This is a genomic window from Paraburkholderia sp. GV068 (assembly GCF_003058125.1).
GTDB lineage: Bacteria > Pseudomonadota > Gammaproteobacteria > Burkholderiales > Burkholderiaceae > Paraburkholderia > Paraburkholderia graminis.
Window position 1 is genome coordinate 172305 of record NZ_QBUB01000007.1, and the last position, 13767, is coordinate 186071.

At 63.5% G+C, this 13767-nt stretch carries 9 protein-coding genes and 1 pseudogene; 3 read left to right on the forward strand and 7 right to left on the reverse strand.

Annotated elements, in window-relative coordinates:
- Window positions 1–37: 37 nt before the first annotated feature.
- From phnA to C8K18_RS16610, 3 genes and pseudogenes are all read left to right on the forward strand, one after another.
- The gene (gene phnA, locus C8K18_RS16595) at window positions 38–1267 is read left to right on the forward strand and encodes a phosphonoacetate hydrolase (protein ID WP_107708368.1); all 1230 of its coding nucleotides are present in this window, start codon (window positions 38–40) and stop codon (window positions 1265–1267) included.
- A gap of 51 nt (window positions 1268–1318) precedes the next feature.
- Window positions 1319–2608 carry an MFS transporter gene (locus C8K18_RS16600; RefSeq protein WP_107708370.1) on the forward strand — a complete coding sequence of 430 codons (1290 nt, stop codon included), beginning with the start codon at window positions 1319–1321 and terminating at the stop codon, window positions 2606–2608.
- Window positions 2609–2941: 333 nt separating this feature from the next.
- Window positions 2942–3214 (forward strand): annotated as a pseudogene (locus C8K18_RS16610) (cation transporter); the annotation flags it as partial.
- A 243-nt stretch (window positions 3215–3457) separates the two neighbouring features.
- Here the strand turns inward: C8K18_RS16610 and truB are convergent.
- From truB to scpB, 7 genes are all read right to left on the reverse strand, one after another.
- Entirely contained in the window at window positions 3458–4396 is a 939-nt protein-coding gene (gene truB, locus C8K18_RS16615) for a tRNA pseudouridine(55) synthase TruB (RefSeq protein ID WP_107708371.1), read from the reverse strand.
- Between the two features lie 111 nt (window positions 4397–4507).
- Entirely contained in the window at window positions 4508–4873 is a 366-nt protein-coding gene (rbfA, locus tag C8K18_RS16620; protein ID WP_006053158.1) for a 30S ribosome-binding factor RbfA, read from the reverse strand.
- Window positions 4874–5135: 262 nt separating this feature from the next.
- Window positions 5136–8084: a translation initiation factor IF-2 gene (gene infB, locus C8K18_RS16625; RefSeq protein ID WP_107708372.1), complete on the reverse strand. Its 2949-nt coding sequence runs from the start codon at window positions 8082–8084 to the stop codon at window positions 5136–5138.
- Window positions 8085–8178: 94 nt separating this feature from the next.
- The gene (gene nusA / locus C8K18_RS16630) at window positions 8179–9654 is read right to left on the reverse strand and encodes a transcription termination factor NusA (protein WP_006052963.1); all 1476 of its coding nucleotides are present in this window, start codon (window positions 9652–9654) and stop codon (window positions 8179–8181) included.
- The gene (gene rimP, locus C8K18_RS16635; protein ID WP_006052964.1) at window positions 9651–10109 is read right to left on the reverse strand and encodes a ribosome maturation factor RimP; all 459 of its coding nucleotides are present in this window, start codon (window positions 10107–10109) and stop codon (window positions 9651–9653) included. The genes nusA and rimP overlap by 4 nt, the downstream gene beginning before the upstream one ends.
- A gap of 481 nt (window positions 10110–10590) precedes the next feature.
- Window positions 10591–12546 (reverse strand): 23S rRNA pseudouridine(2605) synthase RluB, encoded by a 1956-nt coding sequence (gene rluB / locus C8K18_RS16640; RefSeq protein ID WP_107708373.1) that lies wholly within the window; start codon window positions 12544–12546, stop codon window positions 10591–10593.
- Between the two features lie 64 nt (window positions 12547–12610).
- On the reverse strand, window positions 12611–13765 hold the full coding sequence (gene scpB / locus C8K18_RS16645) for an SMC-Scp complex subunit ScpB (RefSeq protein ID WP_029969238.1): 1155 nt from the start codon (window positions 13763–13765) through the stop codon (window positions 12611–12613).
- Between the last annotated feature and the right edge of the window lie 2 nt (window positions 13766–13767).

Genomic DNA, 13767 nt, shown 5'->3' on the forward strand with positions numbered 1-13767 from the left:
CATACGCTGCCGTCATTCCACTCAGAAAGGTGTCCCCATGACCCAGCAGATCACCGTCAACTCCCGAACTTATCAATTGCCCTCCGCGCCGACGATTGTGGTGTGCGTCGACGGTTGCGAGCAGGAATACATTAATCAGGCGATCCTGGCCGGCAAAGCGCCGTTTCTGGCCAGCCTGCGTTCGTTCGGCACAGTGCTGACCGGGGACTGCGTCGTGCCGTCGTTCACCAACCCGAACAATCTGTCGATCGTCACAGGCGCGCCGCCGTCGGTACATGGCATTTGCGGCAATTTCTTTTTCGACGAGGAGACGCAGACGGAAGTCCTGATGAACGACGCCAAATACCTGCGCGCGCCCACCATTCTTGCGGAGATGGCTCGCGCGGGTCAGCGCGTCGCTGTCGTTACCGCGAAGGACAAGCTGCGCAGTCTGCTCGGACACCGGCTGGAAGGGATCTGTTTTTCGGCTGAGAAAGCTGACGAAGTGACGCGGCAGGAGCACGGCATCGACAACATCCTGGCAAGAGTCGGCATGCCTGTGCCGTCCGTGTACAGCGCAGAGCTTTCGGAGTTCGTGTTTGCCGCCGGGCTTTCCCTGTTGCGCGAAGAGCGCCCTGATCTCATGTACCTCTCTACAACAGATTACGTCCAGCATAAACACGCGCCGGGCACGTCAGACGCAAACGCCTTCTACGCGATGATGGACGACTACCTGCTGCGTCTGCACGCCGAAGGCGCCGTGTTGGCGCTCACCGCCGATCACGGCATGAATGCGAAAACCGATGCGATCGGCCGGCCCAACATCGTGTTTCTGCAAGATAGGCTCGATGCGCAATACGGCGCGCGCACGACGCGTGTTCTCCTGCCAATCACTGATCCGTATGTCGTGCATCACGGCGCGCTCGGCTCCTACGCTACGGTGTACCTGCGCGATCACGACGAACAAAAGCAGCGCGACGTGGCAGCGTTCCTCGCGGCTATCAACGGCGTCGAGGCGGTATTGACCCGTGCACAGGCTAGCGAGCGATTCGAGTTGCCGTCAGACAGGATCGGTGAACTCGTGGTGCTCGGCGAAAGGCTCACGGTGCTCGGCAGCGCAGCCGACAAACATGACCTGTCCGGGCTCACCGTGCCGCTGCGCTCCCACGGCGGTATGTCCGAACAGAAAGTGCCGCTCATTTTCAATCGCAAGCTCAGTGGCAACGACGGCACGCGACGCTTGCGCAATTTCGATGTCATCGATCTCGCGCTCAATCACCTCGTCTGATAACGAAAAACGGCCAGCGCGGCAAAGACCGCGCTCCGCATGGAGACAGCAATGCCCACAGATACGCCTGACGCGTTGCAATACGCGTCGATCAAAGGGAGCACGACGTTCGCGCAATATAAGTGGCGTGCGTTGATCGGCGTGACGTTCTGTTACCTGTTCTACTACACCGGCCGGCAGACGCTGGGTTTTGCCGTTGCCGGTATTCAGCACGACTACGGTCTATCGAAGTACGAGATTGGCTGGATCAGCGCGACCATGCTGTGGTGCTATGCCGGCGGCCAGTTCATCAACGGCAATCTGGGTGACAAGCTGGGTGGCAAGACGATGATGATCGCCGGGGCCGTCCTGTCACTGGCGGCGAACTGGCTATTTAGTTTCGGTCACACGTTCGTGTTCTTTCTGCTGGCGTGGGGGCTCAACGGTTATTTCCAGTCGATGGGTTTCGCGCCTGGCAGCCGCCTGCTATCCAACTGGTGGGGTCACAAACATCGCGGCTTTGTCTATGGCGTTTATGTGGGCTTCTCCGGATTCTCTTCGGTGCTCGCCTACGTTTTTCCGGTCATCATTCTGGGCACGATGCAGCTCGGCTGGGTCTGGATCTTCCGTCTTGCGCCGCTGTCCATGCTGCTGGGCGCACTGGTGTTGTTGCTATTCGTTTCCGAACGACCGGAGGCTCAGCATCTGCCCGCTGCGGAAAAACCGGAAGACGCGGCCTCTCCAGCGGAGTCGGAGGATGAGCTGACGAGCGCGCAGCGATACGCGCTCGTGATGAAGAACTGGAGGCTCTACATCACGGGTCTCGCAATCGGTTTCCAGAACGCGGCACGGTACGCATTGGTGGTCTGGGTGCCGGTCCATTTTCTCGGCATGGACTGGAAGACTTCATCGGCGCTGATCGACCCCAAGTGGATCACGGTCGCGTTACCGGTAGGCATGGCGCTCGGCTCGCTGTCGAATAGCTGGATATCCGACGTATTGTTTCAAGGGCGCCGTTATATGGCGATCGTCTGGTACATGGTGCTGGCCTGCGCGACGGCGATCGTCATGATGTTCGTGCCGCACGGTAGTATGTTTGCGATCGTGCTTCTGTTTTTGTGCGGCTTTTTTGTCTTCGGGCCGGCGTCCTCTTTCTGGGCCTTGTGTCCTGATATTTTCGGGCGCCGCGCTGCGGGGACAGCAACAGGTGTGCTCAACACCATGTCGTACATGTTCGCTGGCATCGGCGAACCGGTTATCGGCCGCATTATCGATGCCACCGGCCATACGTCGATCATCTTTCCGATTGTCGCGGGGCTTTGCGCAGCAAGCGCAGTGCTTTCGATGCTGATCAAGCGCTGATGAATCGCGCCGCGCGAACCGGGATGGACTTATGACGCTTCACTGGAGAGGCGCTGCCGCGGTCTTTATGCGGTCAACCAGTGCGTCTTGCGACCCACGTCCGCTTTGATCTCAGATGTCGAAGAGGGAGACGGCTTGCGCGACGCCGGCCGCTTTCAGACGGATTTCTTCGGATATCGAAGCAACGGGGTCCACCAGTGGCGCAATGAATGGGCTTCTCGACGAAATTATCGAGGCGCATGCCCGCGAGCATGTTGCCCACCCTGACTTGACCGCTAAAAAGCGAGAAAGCGGGCTTGACGCACTGATTGAAGCCATTCGGCGATACACGAAATGACAGACTCAAAGAACCAGGCACTCGGACACGAGCACTCTTTTTTAGGAAGCTCCCACGACGAGAACGCACGCCGGACGCGCTCTGTCGTCGCACTGACGTTCATCATGATGGTCGGCGAGATAGTCGCTGGGTACGTCACCGGCTCAATGGCGTTGCTCGCTGATGGGTTTCATATGGCAACCCATGCAGGGGCGCTCGGAATCGCGGTCCTTGCATACGGATATGCAAAGCGAAACGCTGATAACCGTGCCTACAGCTTTGGGACTGGATTCGGGCCATACAGCCTTTCAAGCGGCAAACTACTCGATCGAGCGAATGACCGAAGCTGGCCGATCACGGTCCGACGTTGCACTGGCCGAGTAAGCCGCGATTGATCGGTCCGCGTCGTGCAGAAGTCGGCCCTCAACGGGCCTTCAAGTTTCTACAAAGCGGACATTGCCGCGCCGGCAGATTTGTCAAAGCGCCGCTTGCGCGACTTCTGTCAGACGCGTTGCCGCCCCGAACCCTGGTTCCTAGTTTTCCGCCGTGACCACGAGCCGTTCGGGCGCAAGCACTCCCTCGCCCGGCTTCGCGACACCGAGCAGGCGGCCCTGCGCCGCCGCGTAGACTCGCACGCGCGACGCGTTCATCGCCTCGCGGCTCACGTTCAGTTCCGCGAGCTTCAAGCGCTGGCCATGCAGAAAGCGGCGCGTCGCGTCCTCGTCGAGATGCACGGACGGGAACGTCGACAGCAACGCGTCGACCGGTTGGAGCCACGCATCGCGTTCGCTTTCCGTTGCGTCCGACAACGCGTCGAGCGTCACCGAATGCTCAAGCGTCAACGCGCCGACGCCGGTGCGCCGCAACGCCACCAGATGCGCGCCGCAGCCGAGCGCCTCGCCGATGTCCTCGGCGAGCGTGCGCACGTACGTGCCCTTGCTGCACGTGACGCGAAAGGTGACGTCGGGCAGCGCGCAAGCGAGCAGTTCGAGCGCGTGGATCGTCACCTCGCGCCCTTCCCGGTCGACGGTCTGACCGGCGCGCGCGTATTCGTAAAGCGGCTTGCCGTCGCGCTTGAGCGCCGAATACATCGGCGGCACCTGAACGATGTTACCGAGAAATCCGGGCAAGGTCGCCAGCACCGCCGCTTCGTCGCAGGTCACCGCGCGCGTGTCGACGGGCTCGCCTTCGGCGTCGCCGGTCGTCGTGCGAATGCCGAGGCGCATGGTGGCCTCATAGGTCTTGTCGGCCTCGAGCAGATCCTGCGAGAACTTGGTGGCTTCGCCGAAACACAGCGGCAGCAGGCCCGTGGCAAGCGGATCGAGCGTGCCGGTGTGGCCTGCCTTCTTCGCCAGATAGAGGCGTTTGGCGCGAATCAGTGCGTCGTTGCTCGACAACCCGAGCGGCTTGTCGAGCAGCAGCACGCCGTCGAGCGCGCGGCGCGGCACGCGGGGGCGTTGAGGTGCGGTCATGTCGAAAGAGGAATTTGATAGTGAAGCCGGATCGGTGCGCGTCAGGTGCGCTGGGTTGCTGCGCCGCGGCCGTTGCAACACGCGGCGCAACGCGAGAACCCCACGCAGCGCTCAATCCTCTTTCGCACGACTGGCGTTAGCCTCGTCGATCAGGCGCGACATTTCGACAGCGCGCTCGATGGTCTTGTCGTAATGGAAATGCAGCGTCGGCACCGTATGGATATGCAGGCGCTTGAACAACTGATTGTGCAGATGGCCGGCCGCGTGCGTGAGCGCCGCGAGCGTCTGCTGCGGATCGCCGGTCAAGGTCGTGAAATAGACCTTCGCGTGCGCATAGTCCGGCGTCAGCTCGACGCTCTGGATCGTGACGATGCCGATGCGCGGGTCCTTGACCTCGCGCAGCAGCTCCGACAGATCGCGCTGGATCTGATCGGCGATCTGCACGTTGCGATTGGGTGAAGAACGTTTTTTAGGCATGGTGTTGTGTGATCCGTTGTGACGGATGCAAAAAATGGTTCGCGGCCGGGGCGTGCCGGACAAATCGCGGCGTTCGCGCGGCGGCGCCGCTCACGGCGCCAGAAGCAGCAGGCCCGAAACGGAAGAGCCCTAAACGGAAGGCCCCAAGCGGCAGGCCCAAACGGGCCGCCCCCAGCGGGTCGCCCCAAACGGGTCGCCCCAAAAACAACGGGCGGAGCGGGCGTTGATGCCCGCTCCGCCCCCTGGAACCGTGCCGCGTGACTTACAGCGTACGCGCGACTTCGGTGACCTCGAAGACTTCGAACTGATCGCCTTCGACGATGTCGTTGAAGTTCTTGACCGACATACCGCACTCGAAGCCCTGACGGACTTCCTTCACGTCGTCCTTGAAGCGCTTGAGCGAATCCAGCTCGCCCGTGAAGATGACGACGTTGTTGCGCAGCACACGCACCGACGACGAGCGCTTCACGAAACCGTCCGTGACCATACAGCCGGCCACCGTGCCGACCTTCGGCACCTTGAATACCTGGCGAACTTCGACCGTACCGGTCACGACTTCGCGCTTCTCCGGAGCCAGCATGCCCGACATCGCGGCCTTCACTTCATCCACTGCGTCATAGATGATGTTGTAGTAGCGAATGTCCACGCCGTTGGACTCGGCCAGCTTGCGAGCCTGCGCATCCGCCCGCGTGTTGAAGCCGATGATGACCGCCTTCGAAGCCGTTGCCAGGTTGACGTCCGACTCGCTGATGCCGCCCACGGCGCCGTGCACGATCTGTACGCGCACTTCGTCGGTGGAGAGCTTGAGCAGCGACTGCACCAGCGCTTCCTGCGAGCCTTGCACGTCGGCCTTGACGATGAGCGGCATGTACTGCACTTCGCCTTCGCCCATCTGCTCGAGCATGTTCTCGAGCTTCGCGGCCTGCTGCTTCGCCAGCTTGACGTCGCGGAACTTGCCTTGACGGAACAACGCGACTTCACGCGCCTTGCGCTCGTCCGGCATGACGATGACTTCCTCGCCAGCCTGCGGCACTTCCGACAGACCCTGGATTTCGACCGGGATCGACGGACCCGCCGACTTGGTCGGCTTGCCGGTTTCGTCCAGCATCGCTCGCACGCGGCCATAGGCGCTGCCTGCCAGCACCACGTCGCCACGGTTCAACGTACCCGACTGGACGAGGATGGTCGCAACCGGACCCTTACCCTTGTCGAGCTTCGCTTCGATGACGAGACCCTTGGCCGGCGCTTCGACCGGTGCCTTCAGTTCCAGCACTTCGGCTTGCAGCAGCACGTTTTCCAGCAGGTCGTCGATACCCGAGCCGGTCTTGGCCGACACGGACACGAACGGCGAATCGCCACCGTATTCTTCCGGCACGACGCCTTCGGCGACCAGTTCCTGCTTGACGCGGTCCGGATTCGCATCCGGCTTGTCGATCTTGTTGATCGCGACGACGAGCGGCACGCCGCCTGCCTTCGCGTGGGCGATCGCTTCCTTCGTTTGCGGCATCACGCCGTCGTCGGCTGCGACCACCAGAATCACGATGTCCGTTGCCTTCGCACCGCGGGCACGCATGGCCGTGAAGGCCTCGTGACCCGGCGTGTCGAGGAACGTGATGACGCCACGCGGCGTTTCGACGTGATAAGCGCCGATGTGCTGCGTAATGCCGCCCGCTTCGCCCGCTGCAACCTTCGCGCGGCGGATGTAGTCGAGCAGCGAGGTCTTGCCGTGGTCGACGTGACCCATGACGGTGACGACCGGCGGACGCGGCAGTGCTTCCGCATCCGACACTTCGCCTTCCACCAGCATGGCTTCCGGATCGTCCAGCTTGGCCGCCACCGCGTGATGGCCCAGTTCCTCGACGATGATCATCGCCGTTTCCTGGTCCAGCATCTGGTTGATCGTGACCATCTGGCCGAGCTTCATCATCGACTTGATGACTTCCGACGCCTTCACCGCCATCTTGTGCGCCAGATCGGCGACCGTGATGGTTTCCGGCACGTGCACTTCACGCACGATCGGTTCGGTCGGCGCCTGGAACGTGGTGTTCTGGTCCTGATGCTTGCCGCGACCCTTCGGGCCGCCGCGCCAGCCGCGGTCGACGCCGCCGCTCGTGTCGCCGCGCGTCTTGATGCCGCGGCGCTTGGCTGCGTCGTCCTGCCAGCCGCCCTTGCCGCCCGGCTTCTTCTTGTCGCCTGCCGACGGCGTGGTCGTCGTCGCAGCCGGAGCCGCGGTAGCGGGCTTGCGGGCTGCGGGACGCGCGGCCGCTTCGCCAGCCGGACGCGCCGGCTTGTGCAGCGTGCCCTTCGCTTCGGCGGCCTTGGCCGGCTCGGCGGGCTTCGGTGCCGGTTCCGGCGCCTTCACCTGCGCCTTGCGCGGCGTGTTCATCATTTCGCGGATCGCACGCGCTTCGGCTTCCGCCGCGGCACGGCGCTTGGCGATCTGTTCCTGCTCGGCACGCGCCTTTTCAGCAGCCTGACGCGCTGCGTCTTCCGCCTTCTTCGCCGCTTCGCGTTGTGCCGCGCGTTCTGCTGCGGCACGCTCGTCGTCCTGCTCGGTGTCTTTCGCGACGGCCGGTTCGGCCGCGCTTGCAGCCGCCGCCTCGACCTTCGCCGTTTGCGTGGCCTGCTGCACTTTCTCGCGAGCCGTTACCTCGGCCGCAGCCGCTGCGCGCTTCTTCGCCGCTTCTTCTTCCGCGCGACGACGCTCCGCTTCAGCAGCCTGCTCGCGCGCCTGGCGCTCGGCCTCTTCGCGTTCGAGCTGCTCCTGACGCGCCTTCAGTTCCTGAGCCTGCTTCTCGAGCAGTTCGGCTTCATGACGCGCTTCTTCTTCGCGGCGCTGAAGTTCGAGATCGTCGACTTCCGGTGCCTCGGCCACATGATTCGATGCCTCTCCGCCTTCAGCGGAGGTTTCGTCGCGGCGGACGAAAGTGCGCTTCTTGCGCACCTCGACCTGAATGGTGCGAGCCTTGCCCGTCGCATCGGACTGCTTGATCTCCGACGTATGCCGTTTCGTCAGCGTGATCTTGCGCTTGTCTGCATCAGTCGAGCCGTGTGACTTGCGCAAGTGGTCGAGCAGACGCGCCTTGTCCGTTTCGGACAAGGAGTCGGCTTCGCTCGCTTTGGTGACGCCCGCCGCCTGCAGCTGCTCGAGCAGCACGCCTGCAGGCATTTTCAGTTCCGCGGCAAATTGGGCTACGTTGTTACTCGCCATTCATTCCTCTTAATGCAAGGACCGATTCCTTGCGGTTAGCATCGGGTCATGCGGCCTGACGGCCGCGTTCAATTTAGTGCGCCATGGTCATTTCTCACTGGAACCAGTGTTCACGTGCTTTCATGATCAACGCCTTAGCGGCATCCTCTTCCATTCCGGTCATCTCGACCAGTTCGTCCACAGCCAGCTCGGCGAGTTCGTCGCGCGTCTGGATCTGATGTTCGGCCAGCTTTGCGAGCAGGTCGGCGTCCATGCCGTCCAGGCTCTTCAGGTCGAGCGCTACATTTTCGACCTTTTCTTCATTCGCGATCGCCATTGTCAACAACGCGTCACGCGAGCGGTTACGCAGTTCGTGGACGGTGTCTTCGTCGAATGCTTCGATTTCGAGCATTTCGTTGAGCGGCACGTAGGCGATCTCTTCGAGGCTCGTAAAGCCTTCGTCGATCAGGATGTCAGCGACTTCCTCGTCGACATCGAGACGCGCCATGAACAGGTCGCGCAGAACACCGCGTTCCTGATTCTGCTTTTGCGCAGATTCGTCCGGCGTCATGATGTTGATCTGCCAGCCAGTGAGTTCGCTGGCAAGACGCACGTTCTGGCCGCTGCGGCCGATCGCGACCGCCAGTTCGTTTTCGTCCACGACGACGTCCATCGAATGCTTCTCTTCGTCGACGACGATCGATTGGACGGCTGCCGGCGCGAGCGCGCCGATCACAAACTGGGCGGGATCCTCCGACCATAGCACGATGTCGACGTTTTCGCCACCGAGCTCGTTACGCACCGCCTGCACACGCGAACCGCGAATGCCGACGCAAGTGCCGATCGGATCGATGCGCTTGTCGTAAGCGACCACGCCGATCTTGGCGCGCACGCCGGGATCGCGCGCCGCCGCCTTGATTTCCAGCAGGCCCTGTTCGATTTCGGGCACTTCCATTTCGAATAGCTTCATCAGAAATTCGGGCGCCGTACGCGACAGTTCGATCTGCGGACCGCGCGCGGTGCGATCGACCTTCGCGATATAGGCGCGCACGCGGTCGCCCACGCGCAGGTTTTCCTTCGGAATCAGCTGGTCGCGGCGCAAGAGCGCTTCGACACGGCCGGTTTCGACGATGAAGTTGCCCTTGTCCAGGCGCTTCACCGAGCCGGTCATGATGTGCTCGCCGCGCTCGAGGAAGTCGTTCAGGATCTGCTCGCGCTCGGCGTCGCGCACCTTCTGCAGGATCACCTGCTTGGCGGCCTGCGCGCCGATCCGGCCGAATTCGATGGACGGCACCGGTTCTTCGATGTAGTCGTCGATCTGGATTTCAGGCTTCTGCTCGCGTGCTTCGAACAGCAGGATTTCCTGATCCGGCTCTTGCAGACCGGCTTCGTCCGGGACCACTTTCCAGCGGCGAAACGTTTCGTGCTCGCCGCTTTCACGGTCGATATGGACGCGGATGTCCGCGTCTTCTTCGAAGAGTTTCTTGGAGGCCGAAGCGAGAGCCGCTTCGAGCGCGGCAAATACCACGTCTTTGTCGACGTTCTTCTCGCGTGCCAGCGCATCCACCAGCATCAACACTTCGCGACTCATTGTTTGCGGCTCCTAAAGTCAACTTTCGGAACGAGGCGTGCTTTGTCCATGTCCGCGAGCGTGAAATCGAGCATCGCGGCGCCTTCCTTCCCTTCAAATTCCAGACCGATGGTCTCGCCTTGCGGGGCATGCAAAATACCCCGGTACGATTTCCGTCCGTCCAATGGCTTTTTCAATGTGATTACCGCTTCGCTGCCTGCAAAGCGTTCAAAATCCGCCAGTTTTTTCAGCGGACGGTCGAGCCCCGGCGACGATACTTCGAGCCGCTCATAATCGATATTTTCGACCGTCAGTACGTGCTGGAGCTGACGCGTGACTTTCTCGCAGTCTTCGATCGCGATGCCGGCAGGCTGGTCGATATAAATACACAGCATGCCGCGCCCGGTGCGCTCGAGATCGACGAGCTCGTAGCCGAGTCCCACGACCGTGGTTTCAATCAGTTCCGTCAGTTGCACAGTGCCCTCTTAGATGTTCGCGCAGCGAGCCTGCCGCTTGTTCTGCAAACAACCAATGCGGGCCGCGCGCCTGGCCGGCGCACGTTCGTGCTACCCGAGATGACGAACCACGATGAACTGAGCGGCAAAAAAAAATGGGCTAAACGCCCATCATCTTATTACCGGTGGTCGCACCTGAGCCGCACATGAAAAGCCGCACGCCCAGCGACTCCGCGATTGTAGCCATTTTTCAGGACAAACGCAAACCGCAGAGCGCCGCGCCAAGCGGATTCCCGCTTGATTTCATGGCGATCTTTCGACGATATGGCGGCGCTTGCGGGACTTTACAAGGCGGCGCCGCGCGATGCGGCCCGAGTTCGGCCTGCGCGGCGTTTCATACGCCTCGCGGTCAGCGACCGCGACGCCCGTCGATTGAATGATTAAGACGGCACTTTGCGGCTGGCGCGATGAAGCCGGGCCGCAATGATCGTCACGCTCGCGATCAGCGCCCGCGCGAACGGCCGCGCGGTGCGCCGCCGCTACGGTTTGCACCGCCGGCGTTGGGGTTGCCGCCACCCGAGCGGTTGGCGTTGCCGCGGTTGCCCGCGGGCGCACGATTGCCGCCGCCCGCATTCGGACCGTTGCCGCCAGCGCGCTTGCCGCCGCCCGAAGGAGCGCGATTGCCGCTGCCCGAAGGCGCGCGGTTGCCGTCGACGTCGCGGCCGCCGCGCGGACCGCCTGCACCGCCGCCTGCGCCTCCCGCGCCGCCGCTAAATCCACCAGCGCCGCCCGCGCCGCGACCCGTGCCGCGATTGCCGTAGCCGCCGCCGAACCCCGTGCCCGCACCCGCGCCGCCGCCGAAGCCGCCGCCTGCCGCACCGCGCCGGCCCTGGCCGCGCGGCTGCTGCTCGAAGCGGCTATGCGACATCAGCACCGGTTCGCGGTTGATGAAGCCCATCGACGTCTGCATCGGATCGGGTTGCTTGCGCTCAGGCGCCGCATTGCGGCCGCCGCGCTCTTCGCTCGGCGCCTTCAGGCCAACCGACGCCATCAGCGCGCGCACCTGATTGTCTTCAAGCTCTTCCCAACGACCGCGCTTCAAGCCCTTCGGCAGCGAAATCGGGCCGTGACGCGTGCGGATCAGACGGCTCACCATCAGACCGGCCGCCTCGAACATACGACGCACTTCGCGGTTACGCCCTTCGGCGAGCGCGACGTGATACCAATGATTGGTGCCTTCGCCGCCGCCGTCGCGAATGCGCAGGAAGTTCGCCGGGCCGTCGTCGAGTTCGACGCCGTTCAGCAGCTTTTGACGCATGCCTTCGGCCAGTTCGCCGACCACGCGAACCGCGTATTCACGCTCGACGCTGTAACGCGGATGCATGAACCGGTTCGCCAGATCGCCCGAGGTGGTCAGCATCAGCAGACCTTCGGTATTGAAGTCCAGACGGCCAACCGCGAGCCACTTGGCGGTTTTCATCGGCGGCAGTTTGTCGAACACCGACGGACGGCCTTCCGGATCGGCATGGCTGACGATCTCGCCGGTCGGTTTGTGATACAGCAGCACGCGCGGCGGCTTGTTGGCGAGCTTGCGCTTGACCGGCTTGCCGTTGATGCGGACCTGGTCGGTCGGCATGATGCGCTGGCCGATGTGAGCCGGCTCGCCGTTCACCGACACGCGGCCGGCGACGATCAGCTCTTCCATGTCGCGGCGCGAACCCATGCCGGCCTCGGCCAGCACCTTGTGGAGCTTCGGCGCGTCGTCGTCGGCGGACAGCACGCGCTTCGGCGCAGCCGGCTTGCCACGGCGCAGCATCGGCGCGCGCACGCCGCCCGTCGTGCTGTTGTCGGCATCGAAGGCCGGCGACGTGACGTAGGAGAACAGATCATCCTGATTCCCTTCGGCCGCTGCGCCCGCTGCTGTGGGAGCTTCGCCGCCGCGGCGATTCTGCCGCTGGCCGCCTGCGCGCGGCTGACGCTCGCGCTGGCCTTCGCGGGGGGCGCCTTCACGGGGGGCGCCTTCACGCGGCGCGCCGTCGCGTTGACCGTCGCGTTGACCGTCGCGTTGACCGTCGCGTTGACCGTCGCGCTGCCCTTCGCGTTTAGCGCCGCCTGCATTGCGTCGCGGCCCTTGACCCTTGGCGCCCGCGTCCTTGCGCGGCGGACGCGCTTGCGCCACCGCTTCGCCTTCCGGCGCAGCCTCGCCGGCGGCCGGCGCGGCCTGCCCCGGCGCGCCTTCGACGGCCTTCGTCTTCGCGCCGGCACGGCGCCGGGCGATCAGGCTGCGCGGCCCGCGACGCAGGCCGCGGCGCGGACGGTCCTCGCCGTCTGCTTCCGTGGTCTGCGCCGGGCGCTCATGCTCGCCTGCCGACGCTTGCGTGGTGCGCGTTTCGTCAGCGCGCGCCGACGGCACGGCGCGCTCGGATTCGGACGAATCGGTGTCGTGGGTATGTGTCAAAACAACCTCAAAATGTCAGGTCGCGCGCGCCCCTTGCAGGCGCGGCAAAAAATGTTCGGTTACGTCAGGCGCTGCGCGACTCGGTTTCGTCGTCGGTCAGAATGCCTGCGTCCTGTGCGGCGTCGCGACGATCTTCCTGATCGCCGTGCGCCGCCCTGGTCGGGTTCGATCCGGCCGCATGCTCCGCGTCGCGGAGAACGTCCGAACCATGTGCGGCTGCTGCCGGATCGGCCTTGGCGGCCGGATCGCGATTCTCTTCGGATGCCACGGCGGCGGGCAGCGGTGCAACGTTTGCCGCTTCGGCGCCGGCCTCGCGGGCGTGTTCCGCACGGTCCGCGTTGTCCGCGTGTTCCGCGTCGTTCATCACGTCCGCCTGCTCCGCGGGTTTTGCTTCTTCTGGTGCTACGTCGGGTTGCGCTCCGAAAGCCTCATTCGCGGCGACTTCAAGAGTGTCGACGCCATCAGCCGCGATGCCCGTTTGCGTGCCATCGGCCTGCTGCGCCGGATCGCCCTGAGCCTCTTCGCCAGCGATTTCCGTTCCTGCCGCGAGCTGCGCGCCGCTTGTTGCTTCCGCGTGAGCCATGTCCGGCTGTTCGGACGCGCTCGCTTCGCCTTCTTCGTTCGATGCCGGCGTCTCGCCGACCTCGGCGTCCGCATCGGAAAACTCGATTGCATGCTGTCCGAGCAAGTCCGCGTTCAGTTGCGCCGACGGGTCCGCGAGCGGCGGCAATTCGTCGAGCGCGCGCAAGCCCAGGTCGTCGAGAAACTGCCGCGTGGTCGCGTAGAGCGCCGGGCGGCCCGGCACGTCGCGATGGCCGATCACTTCGATCCAGCCGCGATCCTCAAGCTGCTTGACGACCTGCGTGTTCACCGTCACGCCGCGAATCTCTTCAATATCGCCACGCGTAACCGGTTGCCTGTATGCAATGATCGCGAGCGTTTCGAGCACCGCGCGCGAATATTTCGGCGGCTTTTCCGGATGCAGACGATCCAGATACGAACGCATCGCGGGCTTGCTTTGAAACCGCCACCCCGACGCCAGCCCGACCAACTCCACACCGCGCCCCGACCAATCCTGTTTCAGGTCTTCGAGCAGAGTCCTAACGGTGTCTGCCGACACGCCGTCGGCAAAGAGCTTGCGCAAATCGCCGAGCTTTAACGGCTCCTGCGCGCAGATCAAGGCTGTCTCGAGGACGATCTTCGCCTCTTGGGTATTCATGC